At 74.6% G+C, this 24,686-nt stretch carries 14 protein-coding genes; 9 read left to right on the forward strand and 5 right to left on the reverse strand.

Going from position 1 to position 24,686, the window contains the following annotated elements:
- Positions 1–210 precede the first annotated feature (210 nt).
- Entirely contained in the window at positions 211–3,090 is a 2,880-nt protein-coding gene (locus IF30_RS0109610) for an AfsR/SARP family transcriptional regulator (protein ID WP_051709618.1), read from the forward strand.
- On the opposite strand, the gene IF30_RS0109615 is transcribed toward IF30_RS0109610, so the two are convergent.
- On the reverse strand, positions 3,076–3,744 hold the full coding sequence (locus tag IF30_RS0109615; protein ID WP_234322648.1) for a sigma-70 family RNA polymerase sigma factor: 669 nt from the start codon (positions 3,742–3,744) through the stop codon (positions 3,076–3,078). The genes IF30_RS0109610 and IF30_RS0109615 overlap by 15 nt on opposite strands.
- Positions 3,745–4,043: 299 nt before the next feature.
- A complete protein-coding gene (locus IF30_RS0109620; protein WP_158834879.1) occupies positions 4,044–4,394 on the reverse strand; it encodes a hypothetical protein in 351 nt (116 codons plus the stop codon).
- 491 nt (positions 4,395–4,885) lie between these two features.
- Here IF30_RS0109620 and IF30_RS0109625 point away from each other — a divergent pair, with 491 nt between their 5' ends.
- Positions 4,886–5,722 (forward strand): alpha/beta fold hydrolase, encoded by an 837-nt coding sequence (locus tag IF30_RS0109625; RefSeq protein WP_030234815.1) that lies wholly within the window; start codon positions 4,886–4,888, stop codon positions 5,720–5,722.
- Positions 5,723–5,893: 171 nt separating this feature from the next.
- On the opposite strand, the gene IF30_RS50170 is transcribed toward IF30_RS0109625, so the two are convergent.
- Positions 5,894–8,668 (reverse strand): BREX system ATP-binding domain-containing protein, encoded by a 2,775-nt coding sequence (locus IF30_RS50170; protein ID WP_267884519.1) that lies wholly within the window; start codon positions 8,666–8,668, stop codon positions 5,894–5,896.
- Between the two features lie 298 nt (positions 8,669–8,966).
- Between IF30_RS50170 and IF30_RS0109635 the strand changes: the two genes are divergently transcribed.
- On the forward strand, positions 8,967–11,027 hold the full coding sequence (locus IF30_RS0109635) for a phosphocholine-specific phospholipase C (protein ID WP_030234817.1): 2,061 nt from the start codon (positions 8,967–8,969) through the stop codon (positions 11,025–11,027).
- Between the two features lie 48 nt (positions 11,028–11,075).
- Here the strand turns inward: IF30_RS0109635 and IF30_RS0109640 are convergent, their stop codons facing one another.
- Complete coding sequence (locus tag IF30_RS0109640; RefSeq protein WP_030234818.1) at positions 11,076–11,375, reverse strand: WhiB family transcriptional regulator; 300 nt, start codon at positions 11,373–11,375, stop codon at positions 11,076–11,078.
- A 191-nt stretch (positions 11,376–11,566) separates the two neighbouring features.
- Between IF30_RS0109640 and IF30_RS0109645 the strand changes: the two genes are divergently transcribed.
- Complete coding sequence (locus IF30_RS0109645; RefSeq protein ID WP_030234823.1) at positions 11,567–12,775, forward strand: MFS transporter; 1,209 nt, start codon at positions 11,567–11,569, stop codon at positions 12,773–12,775.
- 113 nt (positions 12,776–12,888) lie between these two features.
- A complete protein-coding gene (locus IF30_RS0109650) occupies positions 12,889–13,626 on the forward strand; it encodes a class I SAM-dependent methyltransferase (protein WP_030234829.1) in 738 nt (245 codons plus the stop codon).
- 44 nt (positions 13,627–13,670) lie between these two features.
- On the opposite strand, the gene IF30_RS0109655 is transcribed toward IF30_RS0109650, so the two are convergent.
- Complete coding sequence (locus IF30_RS0109655) at positions 13,671–14,834, reverse strand: helix-turn-helix domain-containing protein (RefSeq protein ID WP_158834882.1); 1,164 nt, start codon at positions 14,832–14,834, stop codon at positions 13,671–13,673.
- 247 nt (positions 14,835–15,081) lie between these two features.
- On the opposite strand from IF30_RS0109655, the gene IF30_RS0109660 reads away from it, so the two are divergent.
- From IF30_RS0109660 to IF30_RS0109675, 4 genes are all read left to right on the forward strand, one after another.
- On the forward strand, positions 15,082–16,749 hold the full coding sequence (locus tag IF30_RS0109660; RefSeq protein ID WP_030234833.1) for an FAD-binding dehydrogenase: 1,668 nt from the start codon (positions 15,082–15,084) through the stop codon (positions 16,747–16,749).
- A 183-nt stretch (positions 16,750–16,932) separates the two neighbouring features.
- A complete protein-coding gene (locus tag IF30_RS0109665; RefSeq protein ID WP_030234835.1) occupies positions 16,933–17,334 on the forward strand; it encodes an SsgA family sporulation/cell division regulator in 402 nt (133 codons plus the stop codon).
- A gap of 175 nt (positions 17,335–17,509) precedes the next feature.
- A complete protein-coding gene (locus IF30_RS0109670; RefSeq protein ID WP_051709620.1) occupies positions 17,510–21,823 on the forward strand; it encodes a HAMP domain-containing protein in 4,314 nt (1,437 codons plus the stop codon).
- A gap of 10 nt (positions 21,824–21,833) precedes the next feature.
- Positions 21,834–24,473, forward strand: coding sequence for a SpoIIE family protein phosphatase (locus tag IF30_RS0109675; RefSeq protein WP_234322649.1), 2,640 nt, complete (start codon positions 21,834–21,836; stop codon positions 24,471–24,473).
- Positions 24,474–24,686 lie beyond the last annotated feature (213 nt).

Consider the following 24,686-nt stretch of genomic DNA (forward strand, 5'->3'; position numbering starts at 1 on the left):
GCCCGTTCACGCCGCGGCCGCCCGCCCGGCCCGGCGCGGACACCGGGGGCGCGGGGCCCCACGGTGGCCGCCGCAACCGGCGCCCGCCCCACCCGCGTCCCCCGAGGGCAGGGGCGGTGGAGTGTCACGGACCGGACAGGTCCGCGCACTACACTGCTTCACCCCGAGGGCGGACCCTCGGGTCCGGCGTGGGGTGAGGTGGGGGTACTGGTGCGGATTCGGCTGCTCGGCCCGGTGGAGTTGCGGGTCGAGGCGGACGGTTTCGCCACCTTGGCCGGGGCTCAGCAGCGGGCGATCATGGCGCTGCTGGCGCTGCGGCTGGGGCGTGTGGTCACCGTCGACCAGTTCTGCGAGGTGCTGTGGGGGGAACGGCCCCCGGCCAGTGCGCGGGCGGCGGTGCAGGGGCACGTCGCCGCGCTGCGCAAGGTGCTCGCCTTCACACCGTTCGAGCTGCACACCCGGGCCTCGGGCTACCTGCTGACCGGGCCGGCCGACGAGGTGGACGCGCTGCGGTTCGAGGCGCTGGCGGAGCGGGCCGCCGAGCACGCCCGCCGCGGTGGCGACGCGGAGGCGATCGCCCTGCTGGAGGAGGCGCTGCGGCTGTGGCGCGGTGAGGCCCTGGCCGACCTGCCCGACACTCCGGCGCGCGCGGCCGCGGTGGACCACCTGAAGCAGGCCGGCACCGACGCCCTGCTCTGCTGGGCCGGACTGCGGCTGCGCCAGGGCACCGGTGCGGCGGCGGTCGCGGTCCTGGAGCAGAACGTCCGGACGGACGGACTGCGCGAGGAGCTGGTGGCGCTGCTGATGCGCTGCCTGCACCAGGCCGGACGGCCCGCGGACGCCCTGGCCGCCTACCACCGGGCCCGGCAGCGGCTGGACCGCGAACTGGGGATCCGGCCCGGCCCGGTGCTGCAGGCGGCGCTCACCGAGGTACTCGCCGACGACCGTCCGGAGCGGCTCCCCGCCGCACCCCCGACCGACGCCGTCGGCCCGGGGCCCCACGCGGCGAACACCGCGACCGCCACGAACGGCGCCCACGGCCCGCACGGCCCGCACGCGCCCTGTCGGCTCCCCCGCCGGCCCGTGGACTTCGTCGGACGGGAGAGCGAGCTCCGCCGGCTCGACCACGACTGCGGCCCCGACCGCGCCGGGGACGGCCCGGTACTGGTCGTCGGCCCCGCCGGGGTCGGCAAGAGCACGCTGGTCACCGCCTGGGCGCACCGGGCCGCCGCCCGCTTCCCGGACGGCCGGCTCTACGCCGACCTGCACGGCCTGGCCCCGGACGGCCCGGCCCGGCCCGACGCCGTCCTCGCCGACTTCCTGCACGTGCTCGGCGTCCCGCCCGACGAGGTGCCCGACGACCTCGCCGGACGCGCCGCGCTCTACCGTCAACGAACGTACGGCCGGAGGCTGTTGGTGGTCCTGGACGACGCCGCCGACGCCGACCAGGTCGCCGACCTCCTGCCCGAGGGCCCCGGCTGCGCCGCCCTGGTCACCAGCCGCGGCTCGCTGGAGGACCTGGTCGCCCTCGACGGGGCCACGCTGCTGCGCCTGGCACCACTGCCCCCGGACGACGCGCTGCTCCTCCTGGAACGCGCCCTGACGCCGGAACGGGTGCGCGCCGAGCCGGACGCCGCCACCCGGCTCGCCCGGCTCTGCGACCACCTGCCGCTCGCCCTGCGGATCGCCGCCGCCCAGCTGGCCGCCCAGCCGGGCTGGACGATCGCCGCGCTGGCCGCCGAACTCGCCGACGAGGACACCCGGCTGGCCGTCCTGGACGCCGACGGCCCCCTCGGCCTGAGCGCGGAGCTCCAACTGACCTATCATCACCTCTCCGATTCCGCCGCCGAGTTGCTGGCCGCGCTGGCCGGCCACCCCGGAGCCGAGGTGGACACCCTGGCGAGCGCCGCCCTGCTGCGCACCGACACCGCCACCGCACACCGGGCACTCGGCGAACTGGCCGCGCACCACCTGCTCACCGGCGCCGCCCCCGGCCGCTACGGCCGCACCGACCTGGTGCGCCTGTTCGGTGCCGGCCTGCTCGACGGGAAGCCCGAACCGTACCGGCGCCTGCTGCGCGAACGCCTGGCGGACTACTACCTCGCCGCCCTGCAGCGCTGCGGCTCCTTCCTCGACCCGGGCCAGGAGGACGCCGACCAGCCGGCCCACCGGCCGCCGGCCGTCCCGACGGTCGTCGACATCCGCAGCGCGCTCGACTGGTTCCGCTCCGAGGAGCCCGCGATCCGCGCGCTCGTCGACACCACCGCCGTCACCGACCCCGGCCGTGCCTGGCGGCTCGCCCTGACCTCGGGCTCGCTGTACTACGGCGCCAGCCGCTTCACCGACTGGCTCGCCCGCGCCCGCACCGGCCAGGAGGCCGCCGAGCGCTGCGGCGACCCGGTCGCGGTGGCGCTGCTGCTCAACTGCCGCGCGCAGGCCCTGGTCGGGCTCGAACGGCGGCACGAGTCCGCGGAGGCCGCACGCAAGGCGGTGGCCGCCGCCGAGTCCGCGGACGGCCCGGCGGCCGCCTCCGCGCGCGTGCGGGCACTCGCCACCCTGGCGCTGGTCACCGCGATGCTCGGCAACTCCGCCGAGGCCGAGCGGCTGGCGGCCTCCGCCACCGCCCTGGCCCTGGAGAGCGGCAACCGCCGCCGGCTGGTCGACGCCAAGGTCCACCAGGGTTGGGTCAGCCTGGCCACCGGTGACCGGGAGGGCGCCCAGCACCGTTCCCGCGAGGCCCGCGAGCTGCTGCCCCCCACCCCGGTCACCCAGGTCCACCTGTGGTCGATGCTGACCGAGGCGCAGGCCCTGCCGCCGACCGTCCGCGGCGACACCGCCGACCTCGCCTGGCACCGGCTGCTCGCCGCGTGCGAGGAAGCGGGCCTGCTCTACCTGCACGCGCTCGCCGAACAGTCCTACGCCGCCCACCTGCTGTCCCGCGGCCGGGAGCCCGAAGTCCGGGACCGGCTGCGCACGGCCCTGGACCGCTTCCGCTCGCACGACCGGCAGGCGGGCTACCGGAGCGAGTTCACCACCAGCCTGGAGGAGTCGCTCGACCTGCGCGCCGCCGACCGGTCACCGCGAGGCTGACGCCGCGCCCTTCTCCGCCCCCGCGCCCGCACAGCCGCGCTCCGGCGGCGCGTACCCGTGCTCGGCCGCCAGGACCGGGCGCAGCGCCCGGATCGCGTAGAAGTTCCGGGACTTGACCGTCCCGGGCGGCACCCCGAGCCGGGCCGAGGCCTCCAGCACCGACCGGTCCTTCAGGTGGAGCTCGACCAGCACCTCGCGGTGGTGCTTCTGCACCCGCCGCAGCGCCAGCGCGATGTCCCGGGCGACCACCACCTGCTCGTACGGGTCCTCGGCGAGCGGGCGGTCCTCCATCGGCTCGCCGATCACCTCCTTGGCGCGGGCCGCGGCCATCCGGTAGTGATCGATCGCGATCCGCCGGGCCACCGTGAACAGCCAGGGCCGGCTCTGCTCGGGCCCGGCGCTCAGCGCCTCGGGGTGCTGCCAGGCGCGCAGCAGGGTCTCCTGCAGGATGTCCTCGGCCTTGCCGCGGTCCCCGCCGGTGGCCCGCAGCAGCGCGCGCAGCAGGTAGCCGCCGTGCAGCCGGTGGATCTCGGCGAGCATCTCGGGGTCGAGGGTCGGGCGGGCGGCCGGGTCGGCGGCACCCCCCGCCGTGTCCGACGGGCCCGCGGCGGGCTGGGCGACGGGCGTGGGCTGGGCGACGGACGGCTTCGACACGCGCTACCTCTCAGGTCAGGCAGGGGCACACGGCACGGGCAGGGCACCGCTGGGCGCCGCCGGACCTCCCCGGCAGCTTCTGCGACAGCACACTGCCGGACCCCGCCAAGTCCTCACCAACGATCCGCCAACGCCCGAACCGTTGCACGAAATCCGCAACGAATTCTCCCGTGGGCCACACCGGCGGCCGGGGCCCGCAGCCCCGGCCCCGCAGTCCGCCGTCTGTCCGTCCCTCCGTGCCCGGTCTCGCTTCCGTCCTCGCTCGAGCCTTCGCTTCAGCCCGCGCTCGAGCCTGTGCCTCAGCCTTCGTTCAGCTCCCGGAGCAGGTCCTGCACCCCGTCCTCGCCCCGGTGCTCGATCAACACCGCGACCCAGGTCGCCAACCGCTCCCGCTCGGCCGCCGACCACCCGGGCGCGGACGGGTGCCCGTCCACCACCAGTGCCGCCGCCACGCCCAGCAGCCCCGGCGTGGCCCCGGGCCGCCACCGCGCCTGCGGCGCCGCCCTGAGCGCCAGCCGCCGGGCGACCGCGATCACCTCCTCCGCCGCCGCCTTCGGCACCTCCAGCCCGGGCGGCCCCTCGACCTCCGGTGCCCCGGCCCGTACCAGCGCCGCGACGAACTCCTGCACCTCCGGCTCGTCCGCAACCATCCCGTGCCCCTCCCCCGTCCCGTTCACGGGACTCGCGCTCGTTCTCGTTCGGTGGCACTCAGCGGGCGCCGGGTGTCACCGAACGACGGTACCGAGCGGTAGCCGGTCCGGCGGAGGGTTTTTCCCCTTCCGGACCGCTCTACGGGCTCGCCGCCGAAGCCGGTTCAGCCCCACCCGGTTCATCCCCACCCGGACCGGCCCCACCCACTTCACCCCCACCGGGTTCAGCCCCACCGGGTTCAGCCCCACCGGGTTCAGCCCCACCGGGTTCAGCCCCACCGGGTTCAGCCCCACCCAGGTCCGGCCGCACCCCCCGAGGCGCAGGGCACTCCCCGGGGCCGGACCGGCGGCCGCTCGCCGTTCCAGGCGCTCCCGGACGACGCGCGGTGCTCTCAGCGTCAACCATCCGTGCGAGCCCGCCCCTAGCGTGGGGCCCATCGCGGCTCACGCGCTGCCCGAACGGGCGTCGGACCAGAAGAAAAGAGCACCCCATGCCGTTCATCACCGTCGGCCAGGAGAACTCCGCCTCCATCGACCTCTACTACGAGGACCACGGCTCCGGCCGGCCGGTCGTCCTCATCCACGGATTCCCGCTGGACGGGCACTCCTGGGAGCGGCAGAGCGCGGCGCTGCTCGACGCCGGCTACCGGGTGATCACCTACGACCGGCGCGGCTTCGGCCGGTCCTCGCAGCCCACCACCGGCTACGACTACGACACCTTCGCCGCCGACCTCAACACCGTGCTGGAGACGCTCGACCTGCGGGACGCCGTCCTGGTCGGCTTCTCCATGGGCACCGGCGAGGCCGCCCGCCACCCGGCCACCTACGGCACCGCCCGCGTCGCCAAGGTCGCCTTCCTCGCCTCCCTGGAGCCCTGCCTCCTCAAGACCGACGACAACCCGGACGGCGTCGCGCCGAAGGAGTTCTTCGACGGCATCGTCGCCGCGGTGAAGGCCGACCGCTACGCCTACTACAGCGACTTCTTCCGGGACTTCTACAACCTCGACGAGAACCTCGGCACCCGGATCAGCGAGGAAGCCGTCCGCAACAGCTGGAACACCGCGGCCTCCGGCGGCTCCTACGCCGCGTCCGCCGCGCCCTCCACCTGGTACACCGACTTCCGGGCCGACATCGCCCGCATCGACGTGCCGGCCCTCATCCTGCACGGGACGGGCGACCGCATCCTGCCGGTCGAGAACACCGGCCGGCCGTTCCACCGCGCGCTGCCCTCCGCCGAGTACGTGGAGATCGAGGGCGCGCCGCACGGCCTGCTGTGGACCCACGCCGAAGAGGTGAACGCCGCGCTCCTGGCCTTCCTCGCGAAGTGACCTGACTTCGCTGCCGGCTTCGGTCGGCGGGCGCGCCGCGGCGGCCGGGGTACGGCGGCGCGTCAGCCTCCCTCGCCGTCCCGTCGCGGGCGCCACTCGCGCGGCGGGACGGCGAGCGGCGGGACGGCGAGCAGCGGGCGCCGCCGGGGCGCGGCGCGGCACCGCGGCAGGTCAGGCGCTGTCGAGGGCGCTCTGCGGGCCGTTTTCGGGGACGCCGTCGAAAGCCTGGGCGAGGGCGTGGGCGAGGGCGGCCCGCGTGGTGATGCCGAGCTTGGGGAAGATCTTGTAGAGGTGGGCCGCGACGGTGCGGGGCGACAGCTGGAGCCGTCGGCCGATCTCCTTGTTGGTCAACCCGGTTGCGGCCAGCCGGGCTATCCGCAGTTCGTGGCCGGTGAGGCCGGCCGGCTCCGCGGCCGGGGCGCCGGCCGGCGCCGCCACCGGGTCTCCGGCGGCCCGCAGCTCCTCCTCGCAGCGCAGCGCCCACGGGTCCGCCTGGAGCCGGCGGAACACGTGGTGGGCGGCGCGCAGCGGCTCGCGGGCGCCGGGCCGGTGGCGGCGGCGCAGCCACGAGCCGTGGGCGAGCCGCAGCCGGGCGAGGTCGAAGACCCACCGCTCGGCGCCCGGCACGGCGTAGGCGGCGCGGTAGGCGGCGTCGGCCTCGTCGTCGTCGGCGGCGAGGGCGGTGGCGGCCGCGAACAGGAAGGCGTGGCGGTCGGAGATGTCCGCGGAGCGTGCCGCGCGCCCGGCCGCGAGGTGGGCGCGGGCCTCGTCGTGCCGGCCGGTGTGGACGGCGGCGGTCACCAGGTCGAGGACCAGGGCGTGGTGCCAGGGCGGCCCGCCGGGCAGCCGGCCGGGCGGGGTGAGTTCGCAGAAGTGCGCGTACGCCTCCTCGTGCCGCCCGTGGGCGAGCGCGGCCAGGCCGCGCAGGTGGGTGAGGCGGTCGAGGACGTACCGCATCCGGGCCCGGGCGGCGGTCGGCCGGATGGCCTGCTCGATGTCGTGCAGTGCGGCTTCGTCGCCCCGGCCGGCCAGGAAGTGGGCGTAGTACTGACGGAACATCAGGGCGTTGGTGCGGTAGCCGAGTTCGTCCGCGATCTCGGCCTCGCGCAGGCAGACGGCGGCCTGCTCCCAGTGTCCGAGCAGGAAGTCCTGGTGGCACTTGGCCTTGGCGACGGAGCCCTGGTTGGCGTAGCCGTGCAGGCCGGTGAAGCGCTGCCACAGGTCGTCTTCCGGGCAGTCGAGGGCCGAGGCGGTCCACAGCAGCAGCCAGGCCGCGCCGGCCTCCTGCTCCTCCGTCATGCCTTCGGCCACCGCGTGGAGGGTGGCGGCCGCGTCCGGGCCGGGGTCGGTCCAGGCCCGCAGGCACAGCCGGCCCGCCTCGGAGACGTGCTCCCGGTGCCGTTCCAGGGCCCGCCAGGCCCAGGGGTCGTCCGTGTAGGTGGCGGCCAGGAGCAGTTTGAAGTAGGCCTGTTCGACCAGCCCGCCGAACGTGTCGGCGCCCGGCGCCGTGAGCGCGTCGAGGGCGGCGGGCAGCAGGGCGGCGGAGGACTCGAAGTCGACGTGGTGGCTCTGGTCGGCGTAGACGACGGCGTACGCGAACAGCGGGCTGACGTCCGGCGGCACCGTGGTGGTCTTCAGTTCCTCCACCAGGGCGGCGGTGTGGCGCAGTTGCCCGCCCCGGGCGGACATCACCGCGGCCCAGGTGAGTCGGCGGACGCGGTCGCAGGAGCTGGGGCTGAGGACGGCGGCGCGTTCGAGCAGCAGCGAGCCTTCCGCGTCGCCGCCCCGGCGGGCGAGGTCGCGGCCGGCCTCCTGGAGGCGGTCTGCGAGGTCCTCGTCGGGCATCAGCGCGGCGGCGGCCTCGTGGACCAGCCGTCGGGGGTCGTCGGGCGCGAGCGCTGCGGACAGTGCGCGGTGCGCGTCGCGACGCGCGCTGTCCGAGGCCGTGGCGACGACGGCGGTGCGGACCAGGGGGTGACGGAACACCAGTTGCCCGGCCGGGTCGAGCCGGGCCAGGCCGTCCGCCTCGATCCGTTCCAGGATCTCCGGCACGTGGTCGTCCGCGACGGCGCGCAGCCATCCGCCGCTGCTGAAGTCGGGGCCGGTGGCCAGGGCGCCGAGCAGCAGGAAGCGGCCGACCTCCGGGGTCACCGTTCCCAGCCGGTCGGCGAACATCCGCTCCAGTTTGCGCCCCAGCGGCAGCCGTTCGGGCAGCGGGGCGGCGCCGCGCTGCTGGGCGGCGGCCAGCTGGCGCGGCAGTTCCACCAGCGCCAGCGGGTTCCCGGCGGCCTCGGCCAGGATCCGGTCCCGGGCGGGCGCCGCGAGTCCGGGGTGGCAGCTGCCCAGCAGCCGGGCGGCGTCCGTCGCGGGCAGGGCCGGGACCTCCACGGCCTCGGCCGACCAGGTCTGGGCGGCCGGCCCGTCGGGGCGGGAGGCGCCGACGATCACCACCGGCAGTTCGGCGCAGCGGCGGTGGAGGAAGCCGAAGACGGTCGCGCTGGACGAGTCGATCCAGTGCAGGTCGTCCAGGAGCAGCAGTACGGGGGCCGTCCGCACGGCCTCTTCCAGCAGGGCCAGGGCGGCGGCGCCGACGGCGAAGCCGCTCGGGGTGCCGGAGCGGACTCCGAGCGCGCTCTCCAGGGCCTCCCGCTGGTGGGCGGAGAGTGTTTCGGAGCGGTGGAGCAGCGACCGGAACGCCTGGTGGAGCGCCCCGAACGCGAGGTCCGTCTCCGCCTCCGCGCCGGTGGCCCGCAGGACGGTGAAGCCGCGCCCGCGCGCGGCGCCCTCCACCCAGGCGAGCAGGGTGCTCTTGCCGACGCCGGCCTCGCCGCGCAGCAGCACCGTGGACCCGCTGGCGCCGTCCTCGGCCTGCACCAGGGCGGCGGTGAGGAGTTCCGTCTCCCGCTGCCGCCCGAACACGGCCGGATCCCGGCTGTCGTGCACCACTCTTCGCTTCTCCTCGGATCGGTCGGACGGCCCGGGCCCTCCGGCACCCAAGGCTAGCGCCCGCCGGGACCTGCCGTTACCACGCTGGGTGTGGCTCCGACCACACGCGGCGACGCGCTCGGCAACGGCGTCGCCCCCGCGTCGCGGCAGCCCGCGCCGACGGAACGTGTTCAGACAACTCGAGGCGTTCGCCGGACGTACAACGGGCAGTCATGAACGGTCCGCCGGACGGTATCCCGCAGGCGCTGTCCTGGGGGGCACCGCCCTCCCACCCCGTGACACCCAGAGGTCATCCCCCATGGCAGAGCTGAACCGCCGTCGCTTCCTCCAACTCGCCGGCGCCACCGCCGCTTTCACCACGCTGTCGCAGAGCGTCGCGCGGGCCGCGGCAATCGCCCCGCAGGGCGCCACCGGCACCCTCCAGGACGTCGAGCACATCGTCGTCCTGATGCAGGAGAACCGTTCGTTCGACCACTACTTCGGGGCGATGAAGGGGGTCCGCGGCTTCGGCGACCCCCGCCCGGTGACGCTGCCCAGCGGCAAGTCGGTGTGGCACCAGACGGACAGCAGCAAGAAGGAGGTGCTGCCGTTCCGCCCCCGGGTGGACGATCTGGGGATGCAGTTCGTCCAGGACCTCAACCATGACTGGGCGGGCGGCCACAAGGCCTTCGCCAACGGCAGGTACGACCAGTGGGTGCCCGCCAAGACGGCCACCACCATGGCGTACCTGACCCGCCAGGACATCCCCTTCCACTACGCCCTCGCCGACGCGTTCACCATCTGCGACGCCTACCACTGCTCGTTCATCGGCTCCACCGACCCCAACCGCTACTACATGTGGACCGGCTTCACCGGCAACGACGGCACCGGCGGCGGCCCGGTCCTCGGCAACCAGGAGGCGGGGTACAGCTGGACGACCTACCCCGAGCGGCTGGAGCAGGCCGGAGTCTCCTGGAAGATCTACCAGGACATCGGCGACGGCCTCGACGCGGCCGGCTCCTGGGGGTGGACGAGCGACCCCTACCACGGCAACTACGGCGACAACTCGCTGCTCTACTTCGCCAACTACCGCAACGCCAAGCCCGGCGACCCGCTGTACGACAAGGCCCGCACCGGCACCGACACCAAGGCGGGCGACGGCCTGTTCGACGTCCTGCGCCGCGACGTCCAGGCCGGCACGCTGCCGCAGGTCTCCTGGATCGCCGCCCCCGAGGCCTTCACCGAACACCCCAACTGGCCCGCGAACTACGGCGCCTGGTACGTCTCCCAGGTCCTGGACGCGCTCACCTCCGACCCCGACGTGTGGGCCCGCACCGCACTGTTCATCACCTACGACGAGAACGACGGCTTCTTCGACCACGTCGTGCCGCCGTTCCCGCCGTCCTCCGCCTCCCAGGGCCTGTCGACGGTGTCGACCACGGCCGACTACTTCGCCGGGAGCACCGGCTACGCGGCCGGGCCGTACGGACTCGGCCAGCGGGTGCCGATGCTGGTCGTCTCACCCTGGAGCACCGGCGGCTACACCTGCTCCGAGACCTTCGACCACACCTCGATCATCCGGTTCATGGAGCGCCGCTTCGGCGTGCCGGAGCCCCACATCTCGCCCTGGCGCCGCGCCGTCTGCGGCGACCTGACCTCCGCGTTCGACTTCACCGCGTCCGGCCCGGCGCCCACCGCGCTGCCCTCCACGGCCGGCTACCTCCCGCCGGACCGCAACCGGCACCCGGACTACGTGCCCGCCCCGCCCGCCACCGGCACCATGCCCAAGCAGGAACCGGGCGCCAAGCCCACCCGCCCGCTGAAGTACGCCCCGTACGTGGACGGCACGGCCGACACCGCCACCGGCAAGTACCGGCTCACCTTCAGCGGCGGCGCGGCGGCCGGCGCCCAGTTCCTGGTGACCTCGGCCAACCGCACCGACGGCCCGTGGACGTACACCGCCGAAGCCGGCAAGACGATCGCGGACGCCTGGAACACCGCCTACTCCAAGGGCGTCACCGACCTGACCGTCCACGGCCCCAACGGCTTCCTGCGGCGCTTCCGCAATCCCGGCACGACGGCCGGCCCCGAAGTCACCGCCCGCCACAACCCGAGCACCGGCGGCCTCGACCTCACCCTCACCAACGCGGGCCCGGCGGACGTCGTCCTCACCGTCACCAACGCCTACGGCGGCGCCCCGCAGACCGTCACCGTCCGCCGGGGCGCGACCGTCCCGTACGGCATCGACCTGCGTGCCTGCCGCAACTGGTACGACGTGACGGTCACCTCCGCAGCGACCGCCGACTTCGTCCGCCGCCTCGCCGGCCACGTCGAGACCGGCGCCCCCGGCCTCTCCGACCCGGGCCTCATCACGAACTGACCGGGCGGCACGCGCCCGACCGGCCGCCCCGGCCGGTCGGGCCCGCCCCTACGCGACCCGGGAGACCGGGGCCGTCCCGCGGGTGAACAGGGCGCGGCGCTCCTCCTCCGTCAGACCGCCCCGGATGCCGTACGGCTCCCGGGTGGCGAGCGCGTGCCGACGGCACTCCACCCGGACGGCACAGCCCGCGCAGACCGCCTTCGCCGCCCGACGGCGCTCCTCCAGGTCGGCACCCCCCTCGTCGGCGCGGCCGAGGAAGACGCTGCTGTCCCCGGTGCGGCAAGCCGCCTCCGCGGGCCAGGTCCAGTGCTGCTCCGGTGCTCCGGCACGGCGGGCTATGTCGGCCACTGCGGCCCCTTCCGAACGAGGTGACGGTGTGCACCCGCCCGTCTAACCCCGATCCGCGTCTTCATGCCCCACCGCCCCCACCCTCCCCCGGCCCTCCTCCCGTCCGGGCCGCACCGGCGGACGGCCGCCATTCGGCTCAGCCGTGCCGCCACCCCCGGGCCCGCCCGTGGCGGCGCGCCTATCGTGGGCGGATGACCGACCGTCGGACCGCCCGGCCCGCCGTCGCCCGATCGGGCTACCTCCTGGCCGCCGTCGCCTTCGCCGTCTGCATGGCGGGCACCACCCTGCCCACCCCCCTCTACGGGCTGTACCAGCAGGAGATCGGCTTCTCCGAGCTGACGGTGACCGTCGTCTTCGCCGTCTACGCGTTCGGTGTCATCGGGGTCCTGCTGCTCGTCGGCAACGTCTCCGACACCGTCGGACGCCACCCCGTCCTGCTCTGCGGCCTGGGGTTCGCGGCGTGCAGCGCCGTCGTCTTCCTGGCCGCGGACAGCGTGCCGCTGCTTTGCCTCGGCCGGCTGCTGTCCGGCTTCTCGGCGGGCCTGTTCACCGGCGCCGGCACCGCGTACGTGCTGGAGCTCGCCCCGCCCGCTCAGCGGGCCCGCGCGGGCTTCGTCGCGACCGCCGCCAACATGGGCGGCCTCGGCTGCGGCCCGCTGCTGTCGGGCCTGCTCTCCGAGTACGCGCCCGGGCCGCTCGTCCTGCCCTTCGTCGTGCACCTGGGCCTGCTCGCCGCGTCCGTCGCCCTCCTCCTGCTCCTGCCGGAGACCGTCGCCGGGGCGCGCCCGCTGCGCACCGCCCGGCCCGTCCGGCCGTCCCTGCCGCCGGAGGTCCGCCGGGTGTTCGCCCCCGCCGCGATCGCCGCGTTCGCGGGGTTCTCCCTCCTCGGCCTGTTCACCTCCGTCAGCCCCGCCTTCCTCACCGGCGTGCTCGACATCCACAACCGGGCGGTCGTCGGCCTCATTGTCTTCGCCGCCTTCTTCGCCTCCACCCTCGGCCAGCTCCTGGTGCCCCGGCTGGGCACCGCGCGGGCGATCCCGCTGGGCTGCCTGGTGCTCATCGCCGGGCTGGCCCTGCTGGCCGCCTCACTCGCCTGGACCACCCTCGCGCCCCTGGTGCTCAGTGCCCTGGTGGGCGGTGCGGGCCAGGGCATGGGCCTGCGCGGCGCCGTGGGCGAGGTCGCCGCCGCCAGCCCCGCCGAGCACCGCGGCGGCGTCCTGTCCGCGCTCTTCGTGGTCGCCTACTTCGGCATCTCGATCCCGGTCATCGGCGTCGGCCTGCTCACCGGGCCGGTCGGCCTGGCCCACGCCGGCCTGGTCTTCGCCGCCTGCATGGCCGTGCTGGCCGCCGCCTCCGGCGCGTACCTGCTGCGGCAGGCGAGCCCGGGCACCCAGACCTGACCCCCCGCCATTCTGAACCCCCGCCGTTCTGCTTCGGAGCCGGGACCGACGGACACCGCCCCGGCACCGTGCGGTGACAACGGCACCTGTGCATGAAAACGGGAGGTAACCCCATGAGCGTGACGAACCGGTACCGGGACGCCTGGGAGGGCTTCTGGCGCGACGCCCCCGAGGAACCCGGCTCGGTGATCTGGGACGCCGAGCCGGCCGTCACCGCGGCCCGCCACCTCGCGCTGTTCGACCACCACCTCACCGACCCCGAGCTGCCGGTCGTCGACCTCGGCTGCGGCAACGGCACCCAGACCCGCTTCCTCGCCGAACGCTTCGCCCGCGCCGTCGGGGTCGACCTGTCCGCCGCCGCCCTCGACCTCGCCCGCCGCCGCGACCCGGCGCGGCGGGCCGAGTTCGCCCGGCTGGACGCCACCGACGCCGAGGCCGTCCGGGCGCTCCACGACCGGCTCGGCGACGCCCACGTGTACATGCGCGGAGTGATCCACCAGAGCGAGCCGGCCGACCGCCGCCCCGTCGCCGAGGCCGTCGCCACCCTGCTCGGCGAACGCGGCCGGGCCTTCGTCGTCGAACTCCGCGCATCGGCCAAGGACGTCCTGGCGAACCTCGCCGGGGATCCGGCCGGACCGCCGCCGAAGCTGCTCCCGGTCCTCGCCCACGGCCTCACCCCCGCCGAGGTCGCCGACGCCGCCGTCACCGAACTGTTCCGCGAGGCCGGCCTCACCGTCCTCGCCACCGGCGACCTGCCGCTGTCCACCACCGAATCCACCCACGACGGCCTGCCGATCGAACTGCCCGCCCAGTGGCTGGTCGTGGCCGCGGGCCGCCCCGGGCCCGTCTGACCGGCAGCCACCACGGCCTCCGGCGGCCCGGACCCGGTCGGCGGTCACGGGCGGGCCCGGGCGAGGATGGCCGTGCGGAAGGCGAACCGGTTCCACGGCGTCCGCGGATCGCGGCCGGTCACCGTCGCCAGGCGGCGCATCCGGTAGCGGACGGTCTGCGGGTGCACGTGGAGGCGGGCGGCCGCGCCGGCGGCGCCGTCGGAGTAGAGGACGGCGTCGAGCGTGCGCAGCGTCTCGTCGTCCTGCGCGAGGCGGCCCAGCACCGAGTCGGTCACCCGCGCGGGATCGGCGTCCGGGTGTCCGGTGACCAGGGCCACCACTTCGAGGTCGCCCCGGTCGAGCACCCGGCGCTCGGCCCGGACCAGCGACGGGGCGTGGCGGACGCCGTGGGCGGCGAGGCGGTAGTCGCGCGGCGCCGTCGCGGCGGTGACCCCGGTGAGGAGGGCGCCGGTCGACTCGTGGCCGGCCATCAGCCGGCCCAGCGCCTCCCGGTCGACGGCCTTCACCAGGGCGACCCCGATGCCGTCCAGGGTGGTGTGGATCGACGTGAGTTCCCGGTCCGCGGCCTGGCCCGCGATCCGCCCGGCCGACGCTGCGGCGGCCGCGCCCGCCACAGCCGCCGCGGCCTCGGCCGGTGACGGGCCCGCCGGCCCCGCCTGCGGCACCGGGGCCGCCGGGGCCGCCACCACCAGGTCGAACGACGCCGGCAGTTGGGCGTCGAGCTCGCGCAGGCGCGCCCGCAGGGTGCCGGGGTGGCTCTGCCGGCCGAGCAGCAGGTCGGTGAGCAGCCCGCGCAGCGACCGCTCGCGGTCCTCGCTGAGGATGCGCCCGGTCGACTCGTAACCGTCGAAGATCGCCTCGGCCGACTGGTCGAGCACCGTCAGCCACACCCGGGCGAGCGCGGCGATGTCCCCGGCGGAGAGGCCGTCGGCGAACCCGTCGCCGATCCGCTCGAAGAAGGCGAGCGCGGCGACGCGGTACGCGCGCAGGACCGCCGCGAGGGGGCGGGCGTCGCGCGCCCGCACCGAGCCGACGCCACGGAACATCCGGAGGTCGTCGGCCTCCAGGGAGCCGTTCACGGCCCACAGTTCCAGCACTCTGCGCAGCGTCCACACGATGATCGAGCGGACTTCGTCGAGCTGGCGGGCGTCGAGGTTGGCGTAGGCCGGGATCTCCCGGGCGACGGCGGCCATGAACGAGTCGACCACGGCCGTCTCGTCCTTCAGGATCCGGGTGACGGCACCCCGCCGGTCACCCGGACCGGCGGAACCGGCGGAACCGGCGGCATTGGGGGAACCGGCGGAACCGGTCGCAGGCTCCGGGCCTTGTGCCGGGGCCACAATCTTCTTTGTCACCACGTGACAAGCCTAGTCCCGGCCTCCCCGCCCGGCGCGTGACCATGGGAGCGCGGAGCCGTCGCGACCGCGCGACGGCGGAGTCCTGCGGGAGAGCCGAATGACGTTCCAGCCAGAGGTCATCGTGGTCGGGGCCGGCCTCGCCGGGTTGGTGGCGACCCACGAGCTGGCGAAGGCCGGCAAGCGGGTGCTCGTCGTCGAGCAGGAGAACCGCCGGAACCTGGGCGGGCAGGCGTTCTGGTCCCTCGGCGGCCTCTTCTTCGTCGACAGTCCCGAGCAGCGCCGGGCCGGGATCAAGGACTCCCTGGAGCTGGCCCGGCAGGACTGGTTCGGTTCGGCGGCCTTCGACCGGCTCGACGACGAGGACGTCTGGGGCCGGCGCTGGGCGGAGGCGTACGTGGCGTGGGCGGCCGGCGGCAAGCGCCGGTACCTGCGCGAGCTCGGCCACCGGGTGGTGCCGCTGGTGGGGTGGGCCGAGCGCGGCAGCGGCTCGGCCACCGGCCACGGCAACTCGGTGCCCCGCTTCCACATCACCTGGGGCACCGGGCCCGGGGTGGTGGAGGCCTTCGCCCGTCCGGTGCTGCGGGCGGAGCGCAGCGGGCTGGTGCGGTTCGCCTTCCGCCACCAGGTCGACGGGCTGCTGACGGAGGCGGGGGCCGTGGTCGGCGTGCGCGGGTCGGTGCTGGCGCCCGACGACTCCGGGCGCGGGCTGAAGTCCTCGCGCGAGGTCGTCGGCCCGTTCGAGGAGCGGGCGGCGGCGGTCGTGGTGACCTCCGGCGGCATCGGGCACAACCACGCGCTGATGCGCGCGAACTGGCCCACCGAGCGGATCGGCCCGGCGCCGCGGCACCTGATCTCCGGCGTGCCCGCCCACGTCGACGGCCGCATGCTCGCCATCACCGAGGAGGCGGGCGGGCGCGTCGTCAACCGGGACCGGATGTGGGCCTACACCGAGGGCGTCCACAACTGGGATCCGGTCTGGCCCGACCACGCCATCCGGATCCTGCCCGGCCCGTCCTCCCTCTGGTTCGACGCCGAGGGGCGCCGGCTGACCGGTGCCTCCGGCGTGCCGGGCGCGGACTCGATCGGCGCGATGAAGCAGATCCTGGCCACCGGGTACGACTACTCGTGGTTCATCCTCACCCAGTCGATCATCGAGAAGGAGTTCGCGCTCTCCGGCTCGGAGCAGAACCCCGACCTGACCGGCCGGGACCTCGGGTTCGCCCTCAGGAGCCGGCTCGCCAAGGGCGCGCCCGGCCCGGTGGAGCGCTTCAAGCAGCACGGCGAGGACTTCGTCGTCGCCCGGACCCTCCCCGAACTGGTCGCGGCCATGAACGCGATCTCCCGCGGCCCGAAGCTCGACCCCGCCGGGATCGAACGGCAGATCGTCGCCCGCGACCGCGAGCTGGACAACAGGTTCAGCAAGGACGTGCAGGTGATGGCGATCCACAACGCCCGCAGGTCCCTCACCGACCGGATCGCCCGGGTCGCCAGGCCGCACCGGATCCTCGACCCGGCGCACGGCCCCCTCATCGGCGTCCGCCTCAACATCCTGTCCCGCAAGACCCTCGGCGGCCTCCAGACCGATCTGGACTCCCGGGTCCTCGGCCCCGACGGCGCCCCGGTCCCCGGCCTCTACGCCGCCGGCGAGGTCGCCGGCTTCGGCGGTGGGGGCGTGCACGGCTACAACGCCCTGGAGGGCACCTTCCTGGGCGGCTGCATCTTCTCGGGCCGCGCGGCGGGCCTGGCCCTGGCCCGCACCCGCTGACGACGCGGCCCCTGAGCGGCCCCGGGCGGCGCTCAGGGGCCGCCCGGGGCCCTGAGCGCGGTCGCCGGTCGAATCCGCCCGCATCGGTGGCCCTTCGATGCGGTGAATCGGCTCAGAGCGGGTAACCGAGCGCTGCCGGTGCGTCTCCCGGTACCGCCGAACTCGGAAATGAGGTCCCGCCGCATGCCCGTCACCGCTTCCCGGTCCACCGCCGTCACCCTCCCCGAAGGCCCGTTCCCCCAGGTGGCCGTCGATGCCGAGCTGCGCTTCGACGCGTCGCTCCCGTACGCGGTGTGCCTGGCCTTCCCCCCGCTCGACGACGGCGGCGAAGTGCAGTGGGTGTTCGCGCGCGAACTGCTGAACGAGGGCCGCCACACCCCCGTCGGGCACGGGGACGTGGCCGTCGCCCCCGGGCGGGACGGCCAGGTCCTGGTCACCCTGCGCTCCCCCGCCGGGCGGGCCGTGATCAGCATCCCCTCGGACGCCGTGGCGGCGTTCCTCTACGATTCCTACGCCGTCGTCCCGGCCGGCACCGAATCCGCCCACCTCGACCTCGACTCCGCTCTCGCCCGACTGCTCCCGTGACGGTTCGGCCGGGGGCGAACGGCCTCACGACCGGATTGTTTTCCTGATCGCGCGCCGATGGCGATAGCCTCGCTCCGGTACGTGCGTGCCCGGGGCCGCCGTGTCCTCACCCGGTCGTCCGGGCGGCGACGCGACGGGAGCGGGCTGGGACTGTGCACCAGAGAGGCGACGTTCGATGGCTGGCTCGACACCGACCGACAGTGCCCGCACGGCGGGCGGCCCGTCCCCGGCGCCCGCCGGCGAGGCGGAGCTGCGGCTGCTGCTGGCGGGCTTGACGGCCGTGCGGGACGGCGACTTCAGCACCGAGCTCCCGGTCGACTCGGACGGGCTGCTGGGCGAGATCGCCACCGTGTTCAACGGCATGGTCGACCAGCTGTCGCACTTCACCTCGGAGGTGACCCGGGTGGCCCGGGAGGTCGGCACCGAGGGCCGGCTCGGCGGCCAGGCCCGGGTGCCGGGCGTCTCGGGCACCTGGGCGGACCTCACCGACTCGGTCAACGCGATGGCGGGCAACCTCACCACCCAGGTGCGGGACATCGCCCAGGTGGCCACCGCGGTGGCCAAGGGCGACCTCTCGCAGAAGATCACCGTCGATGCGCGCGGCGAGATCCTGGAGTTGAAGAACACCGTCAACACGATGGTCGACCAGCTGTCCTCGTTCGCCGGCGAGGTCACCCGCGTCGCCCGGGAGGTCGGCACCGAGGGCATCCTCGGCGGCCAGGCCGACGTGAAGGGCGTCTCGGGCACGTGGCGCGACCTGACCGACTCGGTGAACTTCATGGCCGGCAACCTCACCGGCCAGGTCCGCTCGATCGCCCAGGTGGCCACCGCGGTCGCGCGCGGCGACCTGTCGCAGAAGATCACCGTGACCGCCCGGGGCGAGATCCTGGAGCTGAAGACGACCATCAACACGATGGTCGACCAGCTGTCCTCGTTCGCCGGCGAGGTCACCCGCGTCGCCCGCGAAGTCGGCACCGAGGGCCGGCTCGGCGGCCAGGCCGACGTCCGGGACGTCTCCGGCACCTGGCGCGACCTCACCGAGTCCGTCAACGTCATGGCCGACAACCTCACCGCCCAGGTCCGCTCGATCGCCTCGGTGACCACCGCGGTGGCCGAGGGCGACCTGTCGCAGAAGATCCGGGTCGACGCCCGCGGAGAGATCCTGGAGCTGAAGGAGACCATCAACACGATGGTCGACCAGCTCTCCGCCTTCGCCGACGAGGTCACCCGCGTCGCCCGCGAGGTCGGCACCGAGGGCAACCTGGGCGGCCAGGCCACCGTCCGCGGTGTCTCCGGCACCTGGAAGGACCTCACCGACAACGTCAACGTGATGGCGTCCAACCTGACCGGCCAGGTCCGCTCGATGTCCGAGGTGGCGACCGCCGTCGCGCGCGGCGACCTGTCCCGGAAGATCACCGTGGAGGCCAAGGGCGAGGTCGCCGCCCTCGCCGACGCGATCAACACCATGGTGGACACCCTGTCGGTGTTCGCCGACGAGGTCACCCGCGTCGCCCGCGAGGTCGGCACCGAGGGGACGCTGGGCGGCCAGGCCCGGGTGCCCAACGTCGCCGGGACGTGGAAGGACCTCACCGACAACGTCAACTTCATGGCGCACAACCTGACCAGCCAGGTGCGCAACATCGCCCAGGTCACCACGGCCGTCGCCAACGGCGACCTCACCCGCAAGATCGACGTCGACGCGCGCGGCGAGATCCTGGAACTCAAGACGACCATCAACACCATGGTCGACCAGCTCTCCGCCTTCGCCGACGAGGTCACCCGCGTCGCCCGCGAGGTCGGCACCGAGGGCCGGCTCGGCGGCCAGGCCGAGGTCGAGGGCGTCTCCGGCACCTGGAAGCGGCTCACCGAGAACGTCAACGAGCTGGCCGGCAACCTGACCCGGCAGGTCCGGGCGATCGCCGAGGTCACCAGCGCCGTCGCGGCCGGCGACCTGACCCGCTCGATCAGCGTCGACGCCTCCGGCGAGGTCGCCGACCTCAAGGACAACATCAACTTCATGGTGGAGTCCCTGCGCGAGACCACCCGCGCCAACGAGGAACAGGACTGGCTCAAGACCAACCTGGCCCGCTTCTCCGCACTGATGCAGGGCCGGCGCGACCTCGCGGTCGTCGCCGAGTCCGTCATGGACGAACTCGCCCCGCTGGTCTCGGCGCAGTGCGGCGCCTTCTACCTCGCCGAGGAGAGCCCCGGCGGGACGGTGCTCCGGCTCATCGGCTCCTACGCCTTCCCCGACGGGGAGCGCCCGACCCGGTTCCGCCTGGGCGAGTCGTTCGTCGGGCAGGCCGCCCGCAGCCGCCGCACCATCAGCGTCGACTCCCTTCCGCCCGACTACCTCGCCGCCGCCTCCGGTCTCGGCCGCACCGGGGCGCTGTCCCTGGTGGTGCTGCCCATCGTGGTGGAGGACCAGGTCCTCGGCGTCATCGAACTGGCCTCCGTCCAGCCGTTCACCCCGACCCACCTGGACTTCCTCGACCAGCTGATGGAGACCATCGGCGTCAACGTCAACACCATCATCGCCAACGCCCGCACCGACGAGCTGCTCGGCGAGTCCCAGCGCCTCACCGCCGAACTCCAGGTCCGGTCCGCCGAGTTGCAGGCCCGCCAGGAAGAACTGCAGGCCTCCAACGCCGAGCTGGAGGAGAAGGCGGAACTCCTCGCCGCCCAGAACCGCGACATCGAGACCAAGAACCTGGAGATCGAGCAGGCCCGCCAGGAACTGGAGGACCGCGCCCACCAGCTGTCCCTCGCCTCGAAGTACAAGTCGGAGTTCCTGGCCAACATGAGCCACGAGCTGCGCACCCCGCTCAACAGCCTGCTCATCCTGGCCCAGCTGCTCGCCCAGAACCCCACCCGGAACCTGACCGCCAAGCAGGTCGAGTACGCCGGCATCATCCACTCCGCCGGCTCCGACCTGCTCCAGCTCATCAACGACATCCTCGACCTCTCCAAGGTCGAGGCCGGGAAGACGGACCTCACCGTCGAGTCGGTCCCGCTGCGCGCGCTGCTCGACTACGTCGAGGCCACCTTCCGCCCGATGACGAGCCAGAAGAACCTCGCCTTCTCCGTGCAGACGGCCGCCGGCGTCCCCGCCGAACTCCGCACCGACGACTACCGGCTGCGCCAGGTGCTGCGCAACCTGCTCTCCAACGCCGTCAAGTTCACCGAACAGGGCCGCGTCGAACTGCGCATCGAGCCCGCCGACCCCACCGAACTGCCCGCCGGCGTGCGACCCGACGGCCCGGTGATCGCCTTCCGCGTCACCGACACGGGCATCGGCATCGCCCCGCAGCACCTGGAGAGCGTCTTCGGCGCCTTCCAGCAGGCCGACGGCACCACCAGCCGCAAGTACGGCGGCACCGGGCTGGGCCTGTCGATCAGCCGGGAGATCTCCTACCTGCTCGGCGGCTCGATCACCGTCAAGAGCACCCTGGGCCTGGGCAGCACCTTCACCCTCTACCTGCCCGTCGACCAGACGGAGGCGATCGAGGGCTCCACCGCCGCGGCGCTCGACGCACCGTCGCCCGACGCCCCCGACCAGCTCGAAGGACCGGCCGAAACCGCCCCGGCCGCCATCCCGGCCCAGCCGCGCCGCCTGCTCATCGTCGAGGGCCGCCCGCACGGTCTGCTCCGCCTGGTCGCCGAGAGCGCCCTCGCGGAGCTGCCCCGGCCCCCGCAGCACGGCGTCGAGATCGTCACGGCGGTCGGCGCCCAGGAAGCGGCCGCCACCCTGGCCGCCAGCCCCTGCCACTGCGCCGTCCTGGAACTGGACCTGCCCGACGGCGCCGCCCTGGAACTCCTGCGGGAGATGCACGGCGACCCGGCCCTGCAGGCGGTGCCGATCCTCGCCCACCGCAGCCGCGGCATCGTCACCGACGACGAACTCCCCGGCCAGGACGACCAGGACGGCACCGGCACCCGGACCCTGGAGGTCATCTCCAGCCTGGACGAACTGCGCGAGCGCATCGCCCTGCACATGAGCACCGACAGCCCCGGCGACCTCCCCCAGCTCAGCCGCCGCACGGAATCCGACTGGAGCCCGGACATCGACTCCTCGCTCAGCGGCCGGACCGCGCTGGTGGTCGACGACGACGACCGCAACCTCTTCGCGATCACCGGCATCCTGGAACTGCACGGCATGCGGGTCCTGCAGGCCGAGAACGGGCGCGCCGCCCTCGAAACCCTCACCGCGCACCCCGGGATCGACGTGATCCTCATGGACGTGATGATGCCGGAGATGGACGGGTACACCGCCACCGCCGCGATCCGCGCCATGCCGGAGCACAAGGGCCTTCCGATCATCGCCGTCACCGCCAAGGCCATGATCGGCGACCGGGAGAAGAGCCTGGCCTCCGGAGCCAGCGACTACATCACCAAGCCGGTCGACGCCGACGAGCTGATCGGCCGGATAAAGGGCCACTTCACCGCCCGGTCCACGGCCCCCGCCCCCAGCTCGCCGAGCCGTCCCTGAGGAGGTCGCCGTGAACCACCCCGTCGATCCCGCAGCGGACGGCCCCGTACCGCAGGACGCCGCACCGCACGACACCGCACCGCACGACACCGCCGCCGAGGTCGCCGCACCTCACGACACCGCGGCCGAGGTCGCCGTCCCCCTCGGCACCACGGCCGAGGTCACCGCGCCGGGCCTCCCCGCGGCCGGTACCCACCGGGTCGGGCGGCAGCGCGACGGCGCGGCCCGGGAGCAGGCCCCCACCCGCCCCGCCACCGACCAGGAGCCCGGCGCGGTGAGCCGGCTCGCCGCCACCGTCGAGCGCCTGCGCGGCGAACTCGCGCAGGCGCACTCCGACGCCGCCGGCCGCTCCCTCGTCGAGCTCGCGGTCGGCGTGCTGGTCGAACGGCTGCGCTGCGGTCCCACGGAGGCCTCGCTCCAGCTGAACTCCCTGGCCGAGCAGGCCGGCGTCACCGTCCTCGACCTCGCCGCCGACCTCGTCAACCAGGCGTCCGCCGACCGGATCTCCGCCATGGCCCGCACCTTCCTCGACACCTCCGTCGAGCGCGCCGACCCGGCCGCCGTGCGCCTGCGCACCGCCCAGGCCCACGCCCTGGCCACGGCCGACACCGAGGCGGCGGCCGAGTCGATGCTCGAGCACGCGCTGCGCCCGCTGGGGGCGGTCGCCGTCGCGATCTGGGCGGCCCACCCCGACCAGTCGCTGTCGCTCCGGGGCAGCGCGGGCTTCGGCGAGGCGGAGGCCCAGCGCTGGCGGCACGTACCGCCCGGGGTGTTCACCCCCGCCCGCCGGGCCCTCGACGAGCGGGCGGCGGTCGTCTGCACCGACCTGACCGAAGCGGCGGGCCCCAGCATCGGCCAGCACCAGTTCACCGGCGGCAGGCTCGCGGTGCCGGCCGGGATCGGCGGCCGCCTGATCGGCGTCCTGGAGGTGTGCTGGCCCGGCCCCCTGCCGCAGCAGAGCCGACCGCTGCAGCGCCAGTTCGAGGCCCTCGCGGAACTGGCCGCCGCCACCCTGGAGACCTGGACCGACCACGGACCGGCCACCCGGGCACCGGACACCGGCGCGGTGGACGCCGAGCTGGACAGCCTGCGCCAGATGACCGCGGGCGTCTTCGACCCCTGCCTGGTCCTCCACCTGGCGCCGGACAGCGGGGAGATGCCCCTGGAATTCGTCATCCGCCACGTCAACCCCGCCTTCGTCGACTTCGCCGGCCGGCCCACCAGCGAGGTCCTCGGCGCCCGGCTGCTGGAGGCCTATCCGCTCGCGGCCGAGACCGGAGGCCTCGCCGAGAAGATCGAGCACGTCTTCGCCACCGGCGAGCCCTTCCGCGCCAGGCGGATGCGGCTCGCCGCCATGGTCGACGGCGTCCCCCTGCACGCTCTGGGGCAGGTCAGCATCAGCCGGCACGGCGACCACGTGCTGGTCATCTGGAGGCTGGAGGACGGCACCTCGCGCGTCGCCCGGCTGCTCCAGCACGCCCAGCGCCTCGGCCGGATCGGCGGCTTCGAGGAGAACCTCCGTAGCCACCACATCGTCTGGAACGACACCCTGTTCGACCTCCACGGACTGTCGCCGACCGACCGTCCGATCCCCCTCGAACACCTCGCCGACCACGCCCACCCGGACGACCGCGACGCGATCGCCCGCTTCCTGCGGACCCTCCTGCACCACCAGCGCCCGGCCTCGACCGCCTTCCGCCTCCAGCGCCCGGACGGCGTCACCCGGCACATCCGCGTCGTCGCCGAACCCGTGCCCGATCCCGACAGCAGTCTGCGGATCGTCCGCGGCGCCTACCAGGACATCTCCGCCCAGCACTGGACGGAGGTCGCACTCGCCGCCACCCGCGACCAACTCGCCCAGAGCGAACAGCAGGCGGCCGAACGCAGCCGCCTCGCCCTCCAGCTGCAGCACGCCATCATGCCGCCCGCCCGGGGCCCGCTGGACCTGCCCGACCTGCGCGTCGCCGTCCGCTACCGCCCGGCGGAGAAGGACCACCTGGTCGGCGGGGACTGGTACGACGCCCTCACCCTGCCCTCCGGGGAGGTCCTGCTGTGCGTGGGCGATGTCGCCGGGCACGGCATCGAGGCCGCCACCGGCATGGTCGCCCTGCGCAACGCCCTGCGCGGCTTGGCCGCCACCGGCGCCGGGCCGGCCCAGCTGCTGAGCTGGCTGAACAGCGTCACCCACCACCTCACCGACAACGTCACCGCCACGGCGGTCTGCGGGCTCTACGAACCGGAGACCTGCCGACTGCGCTGGGCCCGCGCCGGCCACCTGCCGCCGGTCCTGCTGCGCAAGGGCCGCGCCGAGCCCCTCCCCCAGATCGGCGGCCTCCTGCTCGGCGCGCTCGACCACGCCGACTACGAGGAGCACGAAGTCCAGCTGGAAGCGGACGACACCCTGGTGATGTTCACCGACGGGCTCATCGAGCGGCGCGACCAGTCGGTGCACGCCTCCCTCGCTGGCCTGCTCGCCCTCACCGAGAAGGCCCACCAGCCCGCCCACGGCGACGGCCGGCCGGACCTGGAGGCGTACCTGGACCACCTGCTGCGCTACAGCGCCTCGGACACCGACGACGACACCTGCCTCGTGGGCGTCTCGGTGAGCGGCCCCCGGCCGGCCGCCGGGACGACTCCGGACGGTGTGTGACGGCTCCGGGCGGCGGCTGACGGCACGGCCCGGGGCGGCGCACGGCGCGGAGCGCACCTCCGCGCCCGGTCCTTCACCGGATCTGCACACGGAACGGCCGTGTAAGTCGGACGATCGCGGGCAGCAGGGAACGGGCCCCACCCTGCTCCGAGGGGAGGGCACACACGGTGACGCGTCGACCGGCAGCCGCGATTTGGCGCGCCGACGCACCGT

The sequence above is a fragment of the Streptomyces sp. NRRL S-350 genome (assembly GCF_000719705.1).
Taxonomy (GTDB): Bacteria; Actinomycetota; Actinomycetes; order Streptomycetales; family Streptomycetaceae; genus Kitasatospora.

Bases quoted from the DNA above. Each gene is read 5' to 3' on its own strand.
- IF30_RS0109620 (WP_158834879.1), bottom strand. From the start codon at position 4,394: ATGGTTGCGGACGAGCCGGAGGTGCAGGAGTTCGTCGCGGCGCTGGTA.
- IF30_RS0109625 (WP_030234815.1), top strand. From the start codon at position 4,886: ATGCCGTTCATCACCGTCGGCCAGGAGAACTCCGCCTCCATCGACCTC.
- IF30_RS0109635 (WP_030234817.1), top strand. From the start codon at position 8,967: ATGGCAGAGCTGAACCGCCGTCGCTTCCTCCAACTCGCCGGCGCCACC.
- IF30_RS0109645 (WP_030234823.1), top strand. From the start codon at position 11,567: ATGACCGACCGTCGGACCGCCCGGCCCGCCGTCGCCCGATCGGGCTAC.
- IF30_RS0109650 (WP_030234829.1), top strand. From the start codon at position 12,889: ATGAGCGTGACGAACCGGTACCGGGACGCCTGGGAGGGCTTCTGGCGC.
- IF30_RS0109660 (WP_030234833.1), top strand. From the start codon at position 15,082: ATGACGTTCCAGCCAGAGGTCATCGTGGTCGGGGCCGGCCTCGCCGGG.
- IF30_RS0109665 (WP_030234835.1), top strand. From the start codon at position 16,933: ATGCCCGTCACCGCTTCCCGGTCCACCGCCGTCACCCTCCCCGAAGGC.
- IF30_RS0109670 (WP_051709620.1), top strand. From the start codon at position 17,510: ATGGCTGGCTCGACACCGACCGACAGTGCCCGCACGGCGGGCGGCCCG.